General features: G+C 55.6%; 16 protein-coding genes. 12 read left to right on the forward strand and 4 right to left on the reverse strand.

What is annotated here, in order from left to right; all coding sequences use genetic code 11:
- Positions 1 to 13: 13 nt before the first annotated feature.
- Positions 14 to 541, reverse strand: a complete 528-nt coding sequence (gene ppa, locus MC50_RS10910) for an inorganic diphosphatase (RefSeq protein WP_004857176.1) — start codon at positions 539 to 541, stop codon at positions 14 to 16.
- A 403-nt stretch (positions 542 to 944) separates the two neighbouring features.
- Between ppa and ytfQ the strand changes: the two genes are divergently transcribed.
- The 4 genes from ytfQ to yjfF all read left to right on the forward strand — a co-directional run bounded on the left by ytfQ (position 945) and on the right by yjfF (position 5,577).
- Complete coding sequence (gene ytfQ / locus MC50_RS10915) at positions 945 to 1,901, forward strand: galactofuranose ABC transporter, galactofuranose-binding protein YtfQ (RefSeq protein ID WP_004857179.1); 957 nt, start codon at positions 945 to 947, stop codon at positions 1,899 to 1,901.
- 152 nt (positions 1,902 to 2,053) lie between these two features.
- Positions 2,054 to 3,556, forward strand: a complete 1,503-nt coding sequence (gene ytfR, locus MC50_RS10920; protein ID WP_047663837.1) for a galactofuranose ABC transporter, ATP-binding protein YtfR — start codon at positions 2,054 to 2,056, stop codon at positions 3,554 to 3,556.
- A 10-nt stretch (positions 3,557 to 3,566) separates the two neighbouring features.
- Positions 3,567 to 4,592, forward strand: coding sequence for a galactofuranose ABC transporter, ATP-binding protein YtfT (ytfT, locus tag MC50_RS10925; protein WP_004857188.1), 1,026 nt, complete (start codon positions 3,567 to 3,569; stop codon positions 4,590 to 4,592).
- The gene (gene yjfF, locus MC50_RS10930) at positions 4,579 to 5,577 is read left to right on the forward strand and encodes a galactofuranose ABC transporter, permease protein YjfF (RefSeq protein WP_047663838.1); all 999 of its coding nucleotides are present in this window, start codon (positions 4,579 to 4,581) and stop codon (positions 5,575 to 5,577) included. The genes ytfT and yjfF overlap by 14 nt, the downstream gene beginning before the upstream one ends.
- 39 nt (positions 5,578 to 5,616) lie before the next feature.
- On the opposite strand, the gene fbp is transcribed toward yjfF, so the two are convergent.
- The gene (fbp, locus tag MC50_RS10935; RefSeq protein ID WP_032689798.1) at positions 5,617 to 6,615 is read right to left on the reverse strand and encodes a class 1 fructose-bisphosphatase; all 999 of its coding nucleotides are present in this window, start codon (positions 6,613 to 6,615) and stop codon (positions 5,617 to 5,619) included.
- Between the two features lie 175 nt (positions 6,616 to 6,790).
- Between fbp and mpl the strand changes: the two genes are divergently transcribed.
- Entirely contained in the window at positions 6,791 to 8,164 is a 1,374-nt protein-coding gene (mpl, locus tag MC50_RS10940; protein WP_032689797.1) for a UDP-N-acetylmuramate:L-alanyl-gamma-D-glutamyl-meso-diaminopimelate ligase, read from the forward strand.
- A 67-nt stretch (positions 8,165 to 8,231) separates the two neighbouring features.
- Positions 8,232 to 8,810 carry a GNAT family N-acetyltransferase gene (locus tag MC50_RS10945; protein WP_052135778.1) on the forward strand — a complete coding sequence of 193 codons (579 nt, stop codon included), beginning with the start codon at positions 8,232 to 8,234 and terminating at the stop codon, positions 8,808 to 8,810.
- A 1-nt stretch (position 8,811) separates the two neighbouring features.
- On the opposite strand, the gene MC50_RS10950 is transcribed toward MC50_RS10945, so the two are convergent.
- On the reverse strand, positions 8,812 to 10,020 hold the full coding sequence (locus tag MC50_RS10950) for an aldose 1-epimerase family protein (protein ID WP_047663840.1): 1,209 nt from the start codon (positions 10,018 to 10,020) through the stop codon (positions 8,812 to 8,814).
- 447 nt (positions 10,021 to 10,467) lie between these two features.
- On the reverse strand, positions 10,468 to 11,019 hold the full coding sequence (gene yjgA / locus MC50_RS10955; RefSeq protein ID WP_004857200.1) for a ribosome biogenesis factor YjgA: 552 nt from the start codon (positions 11,017 to 11,019) through the stop codon (positions 10,468 to 10,470).
- 95 nt (positions 11,020 to 11,114) lie between these two features.
- Between yjgA and pmbA the strand changes: the two genes are divergently transcribed.
- The 6 genes from pmbA (at position 11,115) to MC50_RS10985 (ending at position 15,075) form a co-directional block, all read left to right on the forward strand.
- Entirely contained in the window at positions 11,115 to 12,467 is a 1,353-nt protein-coding gene (gene pmbA, locus MC50_RS10960; protein ID WP_004857202.1) for a metalloprotease PmbA, read from the forward strand.
- A 106-nt stretch (positions 12,468 to 12,573) separates the two neighbouring features.
- Positions 12,574 to 12,963, forward strand: coding sequence for a cytochrome b562 (gene cybC, locus MC50_RS10965; RefSeq protein ID WP_032689794.1), 390 nt, complete (start codon positions 12,574 to 12,576; stop codon positions 12,961 to 12,963).
- A gap of 300 nt (positions 12,964 to 13,263) precedes the next feature.
- Positions 13,264 to 13,602 (forward strand): hypothetical protein, encoded by a 339-nt coding sequence (locus MC50_RS10970; RefSeq protein WP_015585305.1) that lies wholly within the window; start codon positions 13,264 to 13,266, stop codon positions 13,600 to 13,602.
- A 10-nt stretch (positions 13,603 to 13,612) separates the two neighbouring features.
- Complete coding sequence (locus tag MC50_RS10975) at positions 13,613 to 13,975, forward strand: SFCGS family glycine-rich protein (protein WP_004098072.1); 363 nt, start codon at positions 13,613 to 13,615, stop codon at positions 13,973 to 13,975.
- Between the two features lie 2 nt (positions 13,976 to 13,977).
- Positions 13,978 to 14,277, forward strand: coding sequence for a DUF4312 family protein (locus MC50_RS10980; protein ID WP_047663842.1), 300 nt, complete (start codon positions 13,978 to 13,980; stop codon positions 14,275 to 14,277).
- 21 nt (positions 14,278 to 14,298) lie between these two features.
- On the forward strand, positions 14,299 to 15,075 hold the full coding sequence (locus tag MC50_RS10985; RefSeq protein ID WP_047663844.1) for a DUF4311 domain-containing protein: 777 nt from the start codon (positions 14,299 to 14,301) through the stop codon (positions 15,073 to 15,075).
- Positions 15,076 to 15,078: the final 3 nt, after the last annotated feature.

Genomic DNA, 15,078 nt, shown 5'->3' on the forward strand with positions numbered 1-15,078 from the left:
GAGTGCGGCGGAATTACTTCTTAGCGCGCTCGAAGGAAGCAATGATTTCAGCTTTAGCCGCTTCAGCATTGTCCCAACCGTCAACTTTCACCCATTTGCCTTTTTCCAGGTCTTTGTAGTGCTCGAAGAAGTGGGTGATCTGTGCTTTCAGCAGTTCCGGCAGGTCGTTCACATCTTTGATGTGATCGTACTCTTTGCTCAGCTTGGTGTGCGGTACGGCAACCAGTTTCGCATCTTCACCGGATTCGTCGGTCATCTTCAGTACGCCAACCGGACGGCAGCGGATCACAGAGCCTGGCTCCAGCGGGTACGGCGTCGGGACCAGTACGTCAACCGGGTCGCCGTCCAGAGACAGGGTGTGGTTGATATAGCCGTAGTTGCACGGATAGAACATCGCAGTGGACATGAAGCGATCAACGAACAGCGCGCCGCTCTCTTTGTCGACTTCGTATTTGATTGGGTCTGCGTTAGCCGGGATCTCGATCACGACGTAGATGTCTTCCGGCAGATCTTTACCCGCAGGTACGTTGAGTAAGCTCATGTCTGTTTCCTTTAAAATGTATGGCAAACAAGTGCCTGGTATTATAGCCAACTCACATCGAATGTCTTGGCTTCTTTTTATTTTGCCCACCGGTAATCAGTCTGAATTTCCCCCTGAAAAACAACCTGAAAATCCATAAACATAGCCGCATCCTGAATAAAACAATGTAACCGTTTACATTGCATCTGTTTGATTTCTCAACGTGCGTAAAATATCACCTTATACGTCGGCAGATGCGAGCTGCGGGAAGCCTTATCCGCTCTCAGCTGGATTAAATCACGGTAATTAACATTTAATTTACTTTTTCGAAGTGTGATGTAACGCATTCAGTTACATCACGAGTTGTCTATAGTTTGTCCGCAGATGACGATTTAACCCAAAGTAACCCGATGAGGACCTTTTTATGTGGAAGCGCTTACTTCTTGTCACAGCAGTTTCCGCAGCTATGTCGTCTATGGCAATGGCTGCCCCTCTGACCGTAGGATTTTCGCAGGTCGGATCTGAATCCGGCTGGCGTGCGGCCGAAACCAACGTTGCGAAGGAGGAGGCCGCCAAACGCGGAATCACTCTGAAGATTGCCGACGGCCAGCAAAAACAGGAAAACCAGATTAAAGCCGTCCGCTCCTTTATCGCCCAGGGCGTCGACGCCATCTTTATCGCGCCGGTGGTGGCGACCGGCTGGGAACCGGTGTTGAAAGAGGCCAAAGAGGCCAAAATTCCGGTATTCCTGCTCGACCGCTCGATTGATGTCAAAGACAAAGATCTCTACATGACTACCGTTACCGCCAATAACGTTCTTGAAGGTCAGCTGATTGGTGACTGGCTGGTGAAAACGGTCGACGGCAAGCCGTGTAACGTGGTTGAGCTGCAGGGCACCGTTGGCGCCAGCGTGGCTATCGATCGTAAGAAAGGGTTTGCCGACGTTATCGCGAAAACGCCAAACATCAAAATTATCCGCTCTCAGTCCGGCGACTTTACCCGCAGCAAAGGCAAAGAGGTGATGGAGAGCTTTATTAAAGCGGAAAATAACGGCAAGAACATCTGCATGGTTTTTGCCCATAACGATGACATGGTTATTGGTGCTATCCAGGCCATTAAAGAAGCCGGGCTGAAACCGGGTAAAGATATCCTCACCGGCTCAATTGACGGCGTGCCGGATATTTATAAAGCGATGATGGCAGGGGAAGCGAACGCCAGCGTCGAGCTGACGCCGAATATGGCCGGCCCCGCATTTGATGCGCTGGAGAAATATAAAAAGGACGGCACGCTGCCAGAGAAGTTGACCATCACCAAATCGACGCTTTATCTCCCGGATACGGCGAAAGAAGAGCTCGAGAAGAAGAAAAACATGGGCTACTGAGGACGTCGGGAGAAGCAATAACCAGGCGATGTGGCGCATCGCCTGAATGGCTCCCCGGCCAGTGCTGGCGGTCCATCGATCCACTCCTGTCGGTCGCCCGGTCAGCGTTGTGATCGGGAACCGTCTTTCATCCCCTGAAGGTGAGACTGAATATGAACGCCGAGGTAAGCCAGGAAATCCTTCGCACGGAAGGGCTTAGCAAGTTTTTCCCCGGCGTCAAAGCGCTGGATAACGTCAATTTTAGTCTGCGGCGCGGTGAAATCATGGCGCTGCTGGGCGAAAACGGGGCGGGTAAATCCACATTGATTAAAGCCCTCACCGGCGTGTACCACGCCGATCGCGGGGCGATCTGGCTGGAGGGGCAGGAAATATCGCCGAAGAATACCGCTCATGCCCAGCAACTGGGTATCGGCACGGTTTACCAGGAGGTTAACCTGCTGCCGAACATGTCGGTGGCGGATAATCTGTTTCTCGGGCGTGAACCCCGTCGTTTTGGCCTGCTGCGGCGCAAAGAGATGGAACAGCGCGCCACCGCGCTGATGGCCTCCTACGGTTTTTCCCTCGACGTCCGCGAACCGCTGAACCGCTTTTCGGTGGCGATGCAGCAGATCGTCGCGATTTGTCGGGCCATTGACCTGTCGGCCAGAGTGCTGATCCTCGATGAACCGACCGCCAGTCTGGACACTCAGGAAGTGGAGATGCTCTTCACTCTGATGCGCCAGCTGCGCGATGATGGCGTCAGTCTGATTTTCGTCACCCACTTCCTCGATCAGGTGTATGCCGTCAGCGACCGGATTACCGTTCTGCGCAACGGCGGTTTTGTTGGCTGCCGGGAAACCCGCGAATTGCCGCAGATCGAGCTGGTGAAGATGATGCTTGGCCGTGAGCTTGAGCACAATGCTCTGCATCGCGCGGGTCGTACTTTACTGAGCGACAAACCGGTCGCCGCCTTTGAGGGCTTTGGCAAGAAAGGGGTTATTGCGCCGTTTGACCTCCAGGTTCGTCCCGGCGAGATCGTCGGCCTGGCGGGGCTGCTCGGCTCGGGGCGCACGGAAACCGCCGAGGTCATTTTCGGCATCAAACCGGCAGACAGCGGCACCGCGTGGATCAAAGGTAAAGCGCAGGGGCTGCGTTCGCCGCACCAGGCGTCAAGCCTGGGCATCGGCTTCTGTCCTGAGGATCGTAAAACCGACGGGATTATCGCCGCGGCATCGGTGCGGGAAAATATCGTCCTGGCACTGCAGGCCCAGCGTGGCTGGCTGCGGCCGATTCCGCGACGCGAGCAAAATGACATTGCCGATCGCTTTATCCGCCAGCTCGGTATTCGCACCCCCAGCGCCGAACAGCCGATCGAATTTCTCTCCGGCGGCAATCAGCAGAAGGTGCTGCTTTCTCGTTGGCTGCTGACCAAACCGCAGTTCCTGATCCTCGATGAACCGACGCGCGGGATCGATGTTGGCGCCCATGCGGAGATCATCCGTCTGATTGAAACTCTTTGCGCCGATGGTCTGGCGCTGCTGGTGATCTCCTCGGAGCTGGAAGAGCTGGTGGGCTATGCCGATCGGGTGATTATCATGCGCGATCGTAAGCAGGTCGCGGAGATCCCGCTAGCCGAGCTTTCTGTCCCGGCGATCATGAACGCTATTGCGGCATAAGGAGTAACCCATGATGCCTCGATCAGTTCCCCAAACCGGCCAGCCAAAGCGGCGCTTCAGCTGGCCAAAAGGTATGCCGCAAATTATCGCCCTGATCCTCGTGCTGGTGGTGGATAGCTTCGTGGCGCCGCACTTCTTTCAGATTGTGTTACAGGACGGGCGTCTGTTCGGCAGTCCGATTGATATTCTCAACCGCGCGGCGCCGGTGGCGCTGCTGGCGATAGGCATGACGCTGGTGATTGCCACCGGCGGAATCGATCTGTCGGTTGGCGCGGTGATGGCGATTGCCGGCGCGACAGCGGCCTCGATGACCGTTGCCGGACACAGTCTGCCAGTGGTGCTGTTGGCCTCCCTGGCGGCGGGGGCGCTGGCGGGCTTATGGAACGGTATTCTGGTCGCGATCCTGAAGATCCAGCCTTTTGTGGCCACGCTGATTCTGATGGTAGCCGGACGCGGCGTCGCGCAGCTGATTACCTCCGGACAGATCGTGACCTTCGATTCACCGCACCTGGCCTGGCTCGGGAGCGGTTCGCTGCTGCTACTGCCGACGCCGGTGCTGATCGCGGCCGCGACGTTGCTGCTGTTTTGGCTGTTCACCCGTAAAACGGCGCTGGGGATGTTTATCGAAGCGGTGGGGATCAACATTCGGGCAGCGAAAAACGCCGGAGTGAATACCCGGATTGTGGTGATGCTGGCCTACGTGCTGAGCGGTATCTGTGCGGCGATTGCCGGGATCATCGTGGCGGCAGACATTCGCGGTGCCGATGCCAATAACGCCGGGCTGTGGCTGGAGCTGGATGCCATCCTGGCGGTGGTGATCGGCGGTGGATCGCTGATGGGCGGGCGCTTTAACCTGCTACTGTCGGTGGTCGGGGCCCTGATTATCCAGGGAATGAATACCGGGATCCTGCTGTCGGGCTTCCCGCCGGAGATGAATCAGGTGGTGAAGGCGGTGGTGGTTCTGTGCGTATTGATCGTCCAGTCGCCGCGCTTTATTGGCTTACTGAAAGGGGTACGCGGCCATGATAAAACGTAATTTACCGTTGATGATCACCCTGGCCGTCTTTGTGCTGGGCTATCTGTACTGCCTGACCCAGTTTCCCGGCTTTGCTTCGACGCGGGTTATCTGCAACATTCTGACTGACAACGCCTTTCTTGGCATCATTGCCGTCGGGATGACCTTCGTGATCCTCTCCGGCGGGATCGATCTTTCGGTCGGGTCGGTTATCGCCTTCACCGGCGTGTTTCTGGCGAAGGCGATAGGGGCCTGGGGCATTGAGCCGCTGCTGGCGTTCCCGCTGGTGCTGGCGATGGGCTGCGCGTTTGGCGCGCTGATGGGCTGGCTAATTGATGCGCTGAAAATCCCGGCGTTTATTATTACCCTCGCCGGGATGTTTTTTCTGCGTGGCGTCAGCTATCTGGTGTCCGAAGAGTCGATTCCTATCGATCATCCGCTGTATGACACCCTCTCCGGACTGGCGTGGACGATTCCCGGCGGCGGGCGTCTGAGCGCAATGGGGCTGCTGATGCTGCTGGTGGTGGTGGCGGGTATCTTGATGGCCCATCGCACCCGCTTTGGCAACCAGGTGTACGCCATCGGCGGCAGCGCGGTTTCGGCGAACCTGATGGGCATTTCGACCCGCAGTACGACCATTCGAATTTATATGCTCTCCACCGGGCTGGCGACGCTGGCGGGGATCGTGTTTTCTGTCTATACCCAGGCCGGGTATGCCCTCGCCGGCGTTGGCGTGGAGCTGGATGCGATTGCATCGGTGGTGATTGGCGGCACGCTGTTGAGCGGCGGCGTCGGGACGGTGCTGGGAACGCTGTTCGGGGTGGCGATTCAGGGGCTGATTCAGACCTACATTAACTTCGACGGCACCCTGAGCTCATGGTGGACAAAAATTGCCATCGGGATTTTGCTGTTTGTTTTTATCGCGTTGCAGCGAGGTCTGACGGTGTTGTGGGAAAACCGGCAGAACTCCCCGGTTACCCGGGTGAGCGGAGCGGCGCATCGTTAGCGGAAAATTCCCCTCCCGGGCGGGAGGGGAAGGGAAGCGTTATGCGTCCGGGAACTCTTTAATGAAGTTCTCGACGTCTTCAACCATATGGTTGTTGCCGACGAAGAAAGAACGACGCTGGTGCAGGCTGGTTGGGATGATATCGAGAATACGCTCTTTACCATCGCTGGCTTTACCGCCCGCCTGTTCCGCGAGGAACGCCATCGGGTTGCATTCGTACAGCAGGCGCAGCTTACCGTCCGGGTGGCTGGCGGTGCTCGGATACAGATAGATGCCGCCTTTCAGCAGGTTGCGGTGAAAATCCGCCACCAGCGAGCCGATATAGCGCGAGGTGTATGGGCGCTGGGTTGCGGTATCTTCTTCCTGGCAGAACTTGATGTACTTCTTCACCCCCATCGGGAACTTGATGTAGTTACCTTCGTTAATGGAGTAGGTGTTGCCTTTCTCCGGGAAGCGCATGCGCTCCTGAGAGAGGCAGAAAACGCCAAGAGAAGGATCGTAGGTGAAGGCATGTACGCCGCAGCCGGTTGTATAGACCAGCATGGTGGAAGAGCCGTAAACCACATAGCCTGCCGCGACTTGCTTGCTGCCCGGCTGCAGGAAATCTTCAACGGTGACCGGTGTTCCAACCGGAGTTATGCGACGGTAGATGGAGAAGATAGTCCCGACGGAGACGTTAACGTCGATGTTAGAGGAGCCATCCAGAGGGTCCATGAGCACCACGTACTTCGCGTGTTCACAGCCTTCAAAGACGACGATCTCATCTTCTTCTTCGGAGGCAATCCCTGCCACGATATCGCGCGCTCGCAGTGCAGCTTTCAATTTTTCATTGGCGAACAGGTCGAGTTTTTGCTGTACCTCACCCTGGACGTTTTCAGCACCGCTGGCACCCAGGATATCGACCAGACCGGCCTTGTTGATATCGCGGTGGATGATCTTGGCGCCTAACTTTATCGCCGACAACAAAGCAGTAAGCTCGCCGGTTGCGTGGGAGAACTCGTGTTGCTTTTCGACAATAAATTCACCTAACGTTTTCATAACCCGTTCCCTGCATGTTTATGTGAAGTAAAACGAACGCAACAATCTTAACAAAGAATAAAAAAAATACGCACAGGTGAATCGCGCCAGCAAAAAACGGATTCGCCTGAAATGCATTTCTATGATGCCGTACATATGGGTAAAATGTGCCCCAGATTAAAAAGGGAAACGACGAATGCGCATTCATATTTTAGGTATCTGTGGCACGTTTATGGGAGGACTGGCGATGCTGGCTCGTTCTCTCGGTCATGAGGTAACGGGGTCGGATGCTAACGTCTATCCGCCAATGAGTACCCTGCTGGAAAACCAGGGCATCGATTTAATTCAAGGCTATGATGCCAGCCAGCTGGAACCCCGGCCGGACCTGGTTATCATCGGTAATGCGATGACTCGCGGCAATCCGTGCGTCGAAGCGGTACTGGAAAATAACATTCCGTATATGTCCGGCCCGCAGTGGCTGCATGATTTCGTCCTGCGCGATCGCTGGGTTCTGGCGGTTGCCGGTACCCACGGGAAAACCACCACCGCGGGAATGGCGACATGGATCCTTGAAGCCTGCGGCTATAAGCCAGGCTTTGTGATCGGCGGCGTACCGGGTAACTTCGAGGTTTCCGCTCGCCTGGGCGACAGCCCGTTCTTCGTTATCGAAGCCGATGAGTACGACTGTGCCTTCTTCGATAAACGTTCCAAATTTGTCCACTACTGCCCGCGTACGCTGATCCTCAATAACCTTGAGTTCGATCATGCGGATATCTTTGACGACCTGAAAGCGATTCAGAAACAGTTCCATCATCTGGTACGTATTGTGCCGGGCAAAGGCAAAATTATCCTGCCGGAAAATGACATCAATCTGAAACAGACGATGGCGATGGGCTGCTGGAGCGAGCAGGAGCTGGTGGGTGAGCAGGGCCACTGGCAGGCGAAGAAGCTGAACGCCGATGCCTCGCAGTGGGAAGTCTGGCTGGACGGCGAGAAAGCCGGGGAAGTGAAATGGGATCTGGTCGGCGAACACAACATGCATAACGGCCTGATGGCGATTGCCGCGGCGCGTCATGTTGGCGTGCTGCCAGCCGATGCCGCCAACGCGCTGGGTGGTTTTATCAACGCCCGCCGCCGCCTTGAGCTGCGCGGCGAAGCCAACGGCGTGACCGTGTATGACGATTTCGCCCATCATCCGACGGCTATCCTGGCGACGCTGCAGGCGCTGCGCGGGAAAGTCGGCGGAACCGCGCGGATCCTCGCGGTACTGGAACCGCGCTCCAACACCATGAAAATGGGGGTGTGCAAAGACGATCTGGCGCCGTCCCTGGGCCGTGCCGACGAAGTGTTCCTGCTGCAGCCGCAGCACATTCCGTGGCAGGTTGCTGAAGTGGCGGACGCCTGCGTGCAGCCTGCGCACTGGAGCGCCGATGTCGATGTCCTGGCCGATATGGTGGTCAAAACCGCACACCCGGGCGATCATATCCTGGTGATGAGCAACGGCGGCTTTGGCGGTATTCACCAGAAGCTGCTCGATAAGTTGGCCAGCAAAGCCGCCGCAGCGGAATAACTGCGCGGCCTGTTCCGTTCTGCCCTCCGCACGAGGGCAGATCTCCTTTTGTGACTCTGGATTTGTCATGCTCACAGCGAAAAAAATCACCGCTATCGACTCGGTTTATTTTTCTGCCGTGGATGCGCTCTACGTCAAAGCGTTTCCGTGGCATGAACAGCGAGAACTGGGGGCAAAGCAGCAGGCGCTGCGCGATCCGCACTATGCGCTGGAAGCGTGGTTTGACGGGGACCTCTTTATTGGCCTGAGCGGTTGCTGGCAGTTTACCGGCTACAGCTATATTGAACATCTGGCGATCGACGATACGCTGCGCTCTCGCGGCTATGGTAAACGCCTGCTGGCCGGGATCCTTGAACGCGCGCCGTTGACCATTCTGGAAATCGATCCGTTAACCAGCGACATTGCCCATAAGCGGCTGCGTTTTTATGAAACGATGGGCTTTCGCGCCAGTTCATGGCCGCATACTCATCCTACCTATCATGCCGGCATCGCCGATCATGAATTGCTGGTGCTGGGCTACCCCCAGGCGGTTGATGAAGCGCAGTATCGGCGTTTTGCTGAGGATTTACGTCAGGTGGTGATGGCTCAGGCAGGTTGCCCGGGTCCGACGCGTTGGCCGCAACCCGGGGCAGGCTTAAGGCGCTAAATTACTCCTTCGCGATAGGCGTTTCGTCCTCTGTCACTTTAGTATCACCCTGAATTGCGGCAATTTTCTTCTCAACGTCGGCAACCTGTTCGCTGCTGTGCAGCAGTGTATAGGTCAGGTCAAACTGCGTGCTGGCTCCTGGCTGAAGCTGTTTCACGCGTTTCTGTTCGCGCTCAATGGTGACCGGATAGGCGTAGCTGGTGCCCGGCTCAATACCGGTGACATAGCCCTGTTTTTCCGTATCGGTATTTTTCCACAGCGTCAGCACCGGTAGCTGGCGGGTATCGAACTGGATGGATGCTCCTTTATCTCCCGCCTTGTTGACCACTGCGGCCAGGGTCTGGTGGTTGTCATCCGCCAGCGGTTGAATATTGAATACCATCTCGTCGAAACCTTTGGTCGGGCCGGCGTAGGTTTGCCAGGTTTTCAAACCCGCTTTGGCATAGTCGTTGAACGGACTGATGCTGGATATCGGCGCCAGGAAGCGGGCGCCCTCTTCGAGGATCGGTTTGCCAAAGTTGCTGTGATAGATAATTTGATAGTCATGCGGGTAATCCGCATGGTTGGTTAAGACATCATGCAGGCTGAAGCTGTTGCTACCGGGGACATAGCGCAACTCGGTCATGGTCTGCAAATCGGCTTTTTTGAAGGTGCTCTCTTTCACCAGCCCGCGAATACGGATCTCATACGGGGCGGTATCCGCCACTTCGACTTCCACCTGCGATGCCGGCGTATTCCCGGCTTTACCGTGCAGAGTATACATTTGCCCGTCAGCAGTGACCGGGTGGCCGGTCCACTCATAGCCGCAGCGCACCATCATCTCATTGAAACCTTCCAGCCAGCCCAGTCCATTTCGGCTTTCGAGGTTGATAAAGGCCGGGTTGACGATCTCTTTCACCGGTGAATCCCAGCCCATTCGCGTGCCGAAACCTTCGATTTTCAGCAGGTTCATGCCGCGGGTCGGGCTGAGGGCGATAGTCAGGCCATCTTTACTGCGGATAACGAGAATTTTACTGCCTTCTTGTTTGCCGCCGTGGAGGACTTTTTGCTCAATGCTGAAATCGCGATCTTTTATCTTCAGCTGATCGCTCGTTATCTGCCAGTTTCCTTTTTCAGTGCCGCTTTCAGCGCTTGTCAGCACCCATGTTTTCGCCGCTACCTGACCGGAAATAAGCATGGAAATGGCCGTCAAAATCAGAGTTTTTTTCATTTTTTATCCCTTTTGCTGAATCGATTGTGTTTCCGATGAAGGGAATCTAATTGCAAGTGGCTGATGAAAACGTGAAGTGCCTCACCTGGTGAGTAAATGCGCATTTTTAAACTTTTAAATGCGAGAAAGATCGCTTTTTATAAGCAACAGACAATTAATTAGACTTTAAATATGTGAAATTAAACACTATTAGCTTTAACGATTCAGCTTTTGGCTGGTAAAGACCGACCGACCGACCGACCGACTGACCGACTGACCGACTGACCGGCAGAGCAGAGCAGGGCAGAGCAAAGCAGGACGGGAATCGGCAATAAAGGTGGGGAGTGCGTAGAGAGCGGATATTCCCGGCGAGGCTATCGCTTGCCGGGCTACAGGTACAGCGTTATCCGGTAGCCCGGACAGGCGCAAAGCGCCGCCTCCGGGAAAATCTGGCGGGTAAACGCGGAGTTAGCTTTCGCCTTCAGCCAGTTCACGCAGATACTGGAAGATCAGGCGCGCGGATTTCGGCGGCTTGTTGCCTTCTTTCTCTTTTTTGGCGTTACGGATAAGCGAACGCAGCTGCTGACGATCGGCGTCAGGCCACAGGTTTAACACTTCCGGTACCGCATCATCGCCTTCTTCAATCAGACGATCGCGAATCATTTCCAGCTTATGAAACAGCGCAACCTGCTGGTTGTGACGGTTCTTCAGCTTGTCTAACGCCTGGCGAATCGGATCGACATCGCGGCTGCGCAGCATTTTACCAATCAGCTGCATCTGGCGGCGGCGACCTTCTTTCTTGATACGCTGGGCGAGTTCAATGGCGTCGCGCAGGTCGCTATCGAGCGGGATTTTATCCAGCGCGTTTTTTCCCAGCTCAACCATTTCGGCGCCAAGACGCTTCAGTTCTTCCGCGTCACGTTTAATTTCACTTTTACTGACCCAGATAATTTCATCGTCTTCATCTTCAACGTCATCACCGGGCACGTCGTCGAGCCAGTCATCGGGCTGCTTAGTCATCTCAGGCTCCTTAAAAAAAGAGGCTAATGTTACCAGTTAAGGCGCGCACTGAAAAACGGTTCTCTGTTAGACTTCACTTAACACCTTCCTACATTATGGCATTAGCGATGAAAGTCATCTCTCAAGTTGCACAACAGCGCAAGACGCTGGAAGAGGCCGTGACCACGGCGCTGGAACTGGCGGCAGGCAAATCAGACGGTGCGGAAGTCTCCGTCAGCAAAACCACTGGCATCAGCGTCAGCACCCGCTACGGCGAGGTGGAGAACGTAGAATTTAATAGCGATGGTGCGTTAGGCATCACCGTTTATCATCAGAACCGCAAGGGAAGCGCCTCTTCAACCGATCTGAGTCCGCAGGCGATTGCCCGCACGGTGCAGGCGGCGCTGGATATTGCCCGCTATACCTCCCCGGATCCGTTTGCCGGCGTGGCGGATAAAGAGCTGCTGGCCTTTGACGCCCCGGATCTTGACCTGTTCCATCCGGCGGAAGTGACCCCGGATCAGGCAATCGAACTGGCCGCCCGCGCGGAACAGGTCGCCCTGCAGGCGGATAAACGCATTACCAATACCGAAGGCGGCAGCTTCAATAGCCACTACGGCATTAAAGTGTTCGGCAACAGCCACGGCATGTTGCAGAGCTACTGCTCAACCCGCCATTCGCTCTCCAGCTGCGTTATCGCGGAAGAGAACGGCGATATGGAGCGCGATTACGCTTACACCATTGGCCGTGCGCTCGAGGATTTGCATACCCCGGAGTGGGTCGGTGACGAATGTGCCCGCCGCACCCTGTCGCGCCTGGCGCCGCGTAAACTCTCGACGATGAAAGCGCCGGTTATCTTTGCCAACGAAGTCGCCACCGGGCTGTTTGGTCACCTGGTCGGCGCTATCGCCGGCGGCGCGGTCTATCGCAAATCGACTTTCCTGCTCGACTCCCTCGGCCAGCAGATTTTGCCGGAGTGGCTGACGATTGAAGAGCATCCGCATCTGCTGAAAGGGCTGGCCTCGACGCCGTTCGACAGCGAAGGCGTGCGCACAGAACGTCGTGACATTATTAAAGACGGCGTGCTGACGCAGTGGCTGCTGACCAACTACTCGGCGCGCAAGCTGGGGATGAAGAGCACCGGGCACGCGGGCGGCATCCATAACTGGCGGATTAATGGCCGCGGTCTGAGTTTTGAAAAGTTGCTTAAAGAGATGGGCACCGGACTTGTCGTCACCGAATTGATGGGGCAGGGTGTCAGTGGCGTGACCGGCGATTATTCGCGCGGCGCTTCTGGCTTCTGGGTTGAGAATGGTGAAATTCAGTATCCGGTAAGCGAAATTACCATCGCAGGCAATTTGAAAGATATGTGGCGTAATATCGTGACCGTGGGTGACGATATCGAAACGCGCAGCAATATTCAGTGCGGTTCCGTGCTGTTGCCTGAGATGAAAATCGCCGGACAGTAATAGCGGATTATCCCCACTATTCAAGATGCAGTTTGCAGAATAACCTGTACAGAAGGGCGCTCCCTGCGGCGCCCGTTTGCTTAAATAATAAAAAAGGATGTGAGCAATGCGTAAAAAACTGTTAGCAATGCTGGCCGTCTCCGCCCTTACGATGGGGTCTGTTTCGGCGTTCGCCGCTGAACTGGGCGAAGATATGGACACTATCGCGCAAAACCTGCAGGTGGTGCAGAAGACCTCCGATGCGGGCGAACTGAAAGCGGCATTGACCAAGATGCGCGGTGCCGCCGTGGATGCGCAGAAAGCTACCCCGCAGAAGCTGGAAGGCAAAGCGGCGGACAGTGCGGAAATGAAAGACTATCGTCACGGTCTGGATATTCTGATTGGTCAGATTGACGGTGCGCTGAAGCTGGCGGAGGAAGGTAAAGTGAAAGAGGCGCAGGCTGCCGCTGAAGGGTTCAAAACAACCCGTAATACCTACCATCAGAAATACCGTTAAGCCCCGTTTCAGGAGGTATCAGCCGATGCCTCCTGCTCGTTTCCTGTCATAAAACCCCGTCGACATCACACTTTTCCTTTTTTCTTCTACGGTTATTCGACCTCTTCTTCCCGCTGGAACCACGATTGACCTGTGATGCACATCACGTAATTTCGCCGAAAATGCCACTTTCACGGCAATTATGTGCATTGGATCACGCAGCCCGTCCGCCTTTCCACTTCGAAGTGGAAAACAACTCGCTACAAACTCCTTTCCCCCGGCGCTAGTTTTATCCCCAGAGACATCAACGGGGTAACACAAGTGAATAACGGAGCGGTAATAAACGACGTAGGGGAACAGGCAAAGCAAACGGAGCAGCTGGCTGAGAAGATGCTGCCACGGGTTTATGCACTGTTAAGCCGTCGCAATATCATCCCCAACGCCGTCCAGGAGCAGATGCTGACTTCCCACGTGCGGGCAATGGCCCACCGGTCGATTAGCGGCGAGCCGCTGCCGGAAGTGGATGCCAGCCTGTTTGAAGAAATTTCAGAAGATTCAATGATGCTTGCCCGCGAAGTGGTCGCGGAATTCGGCAACCTGCCAGAAGAAGAGTCCTGGCTGCTGTCCGTCCACTTCGAAGTAGCAAAAGACAACCTGTAAGGAGTAACAAATGGAACAGATTACCGTAGTGATTGGCGACCGCCTGGGTAAAGGGCAAAAAGTGGCCGCTGGCGCGGAAAAAGCCGGTGCTCGTGCTGTTGTTGTACCGGGTGTTGCCGCTGATATGAAGCTGGGCGACATGATGAAAGCAGAAAACGCCACCTTCGGCATCTCCTTCTGCGGCAGCGGCGGCGCAGGCGCCATCACTGCGCAGAACAAGCACGGCTACAAGGCTAAATATGGCATGCGCTCCGTTGACGAAGGCGTGACCGCTATCAACGAAGGCTACAACGTTCTGGGTTTCGGCTTTATGGATAAAGAAGAGCTGGGCGAGCGCCTGGTGGAAGCCTGGAAAAAGAAATACGGCGCGTGAGCATGAAAGAGCAATTCACCACGACGGTGAGCGTGAAGGGGAAAGGCGAAAGCAAAACACGGGCCTTCTCCGACGCCCTGAACCATGTACAGGCCGCGGTGATGAAAACTTCACCGCATATCTTACTGCGTATTGAGCCACAGGATGTGAAGGTTGTTCGTGCGCATGAAGCGACGCGCAAAGAAGCGTTTCTGTTCTTCTTTTTGCGTCGTGAACGACGGACCTACAGCGTGGAGCTGGATGTCACCGTCAACGTGACCGCTATCAATGTCGATAAAGTGGATTTCGTCACGCAAACCTGAATTTCATCATAGGGTTAAACTATGTTCCTGATAATTTTAATAAAATCGCTCATTATCGGCGGCCTGGTCGGCGTCGGAGTGGGCGCCGGAGCGGCACGCATGTTTCATGCGCCTACCACCCAGGGGATGGGGGCGTTTCGTACTCTGGGCGAGCTGAATTCCTGCGAAGGCGATCCGGCTTCCCACTTCTCCTTTGGTCTGGGCTTCTTCTTTAACGCCTGGGCCTCTTCCGTTGCAGCAGGTTCATTCACCCAGGATGTCGATCACCGCATTATCCCGAACTGGGGCGCCGCGGCATTGATGTTGAAAAACCGTAACGTCGGCGAAACGCTGCACGATCCGAAGAAGATGGCGATTGCCTGCGGCATCATCGGCATGCTGGTGGTCTCCTTCTTAAACCTGACCGCCTCTTCCGTACCGGAAGCGCTGCAGGTCACCGCGGTGAAGGTGCTGGTCCCGGCGGCTAACCTGCTGGTTAACACCGTGATGCCGGTAATCTTCTGGCTGGCGGCCATCGACGCCGGTAAAAAATCGGGCTTTTGGGCCACTATTTTCGGCGGCGCGGCGCAGCTGATTATGGGTAACGCCGTGCCGGGTCTGGTACTGGGCATTCTGATCGGTAAGGGCGTTGAAGAGAGCGGCTGGAACCGCGTCACCAAAGTGATGATGTCCGCCATTATTGCGCTGTTTGTCCTGAGCGCCTTCTTCCGCGGCTTTGATATCAAGACGCTGGAATCCTTCCATCTGACCGTGCCGAACTGGCTGGATCTGATCCACAACTCGCTCAGCGGCAAATAACAG

The organism is Klebsiella planticola, assembly GCF_000783935.2.
Lineage (GTDB): Bacteria > Pseudomonadota > Gammaproteobacteria > Enterobacterales > Enterobacteriaceae > Klebsiella > Klebsiella planticola.

Bases quoted from the DNA above. Each gene is read 5' to 3' on its own strand.
- ppa (WP_004857176.1), bottom strand. From the start codon at position 541: ATGAGCTTACTCAACGTACCTGCGGGTAAAGATCTGCCGGAAGACATC.
- ytfQ (WP_004857179.1), top strand. From the start codon at position 945: ATGTGGAAGCGCTTACTTCTTGTCACAGCAGTTTCCGCAGCTATGTCG.
- ytfR (WP_047663837.1), top strand. From the start codon at position 2,054: ATGAACGCCGAGGTAAGCCAGGAAATCCTTCGCACGGAAGGGCTTAGC.
- ytfT (WP_004857188.1), top strand. From the start codon at position 3,567: ATGATGCCTCGATCAGTTCCCCAAACCGGCCAGCCAAAGCGGCGCTTC.
- yjfF (WP_047663838.1), top strand. From the start codon at position 4,579: ATGATAAAACGTAATTTACCGTTGATGATCACCCTGGCCGTCTTTGTG.
- fbp (WP_032689798.1), bottom strand. From the start codon at position 6,615: ATGAAAACGTTAGGTGAATTTATTGTCGAAAAGCAACACGAGTTCTCC.
- mpl (WP_032689797.1), top strand. From the start codon at position 6,791: ATGCGCATTCATATTTTAGGTATCTGTGGCACGTTTATGGGAGGACTG.
- MC50_RS10945 (WP_052135778.1), top strand. From the start codon at position 8,232: ATGCTCACAGCGAAAAAAATCACCGCTATCGACTCGGTTTATTTTTCT.
- MC50_RS10950 (WP_047663840.1), bottom strand. From the start codon at position 10,020: ATGAAAAAAACTCTGATTTTGACGGCCATTTCCATGCTTATTTCCGGT.
- yjgA (WP_004857200.1), bottom strand. From the start codon at position 11,019: ATGACTAAGCAGCCCGATGACTGGCTCGACGACGTGCCCGGTGATGAC.
- pmbA (WP_004857202.1), top strand. From the start codon at position 11,115: ATGGCATTAGCGATGAAAGTCATCTCTCAAGTTGCACAACAGCGCAAG.
- cybC (WP_032689794.1), top strand. From the start codon at position 12,574: ATGCGTAAAAAACTGTTAGCAATGCTGGCCGTCTCCGCCCTTACGATG.
- MC50_RS10975 (WP_004098072.1), top strand. From the start codon at position 13,613: ATGGAACAGATTACCGTAGTGATTGGCGACCGCCTGGGTAAAGGGCAA.
- MC50_RS10980 (WP_047663842.1), top strand. From the start codon at position 13,978: ATGAAAGAGCAATTCACCACGACGGTGAGCGTGAAGGGGAAAGGCGAA.
- MC50_RS10985 (WP_047663844.1), top strand. From the start codon at position 14,299: ATGTTCCTGATAATTTTAATAAAATCGCTCATTATCGGCGGCCTGGTC.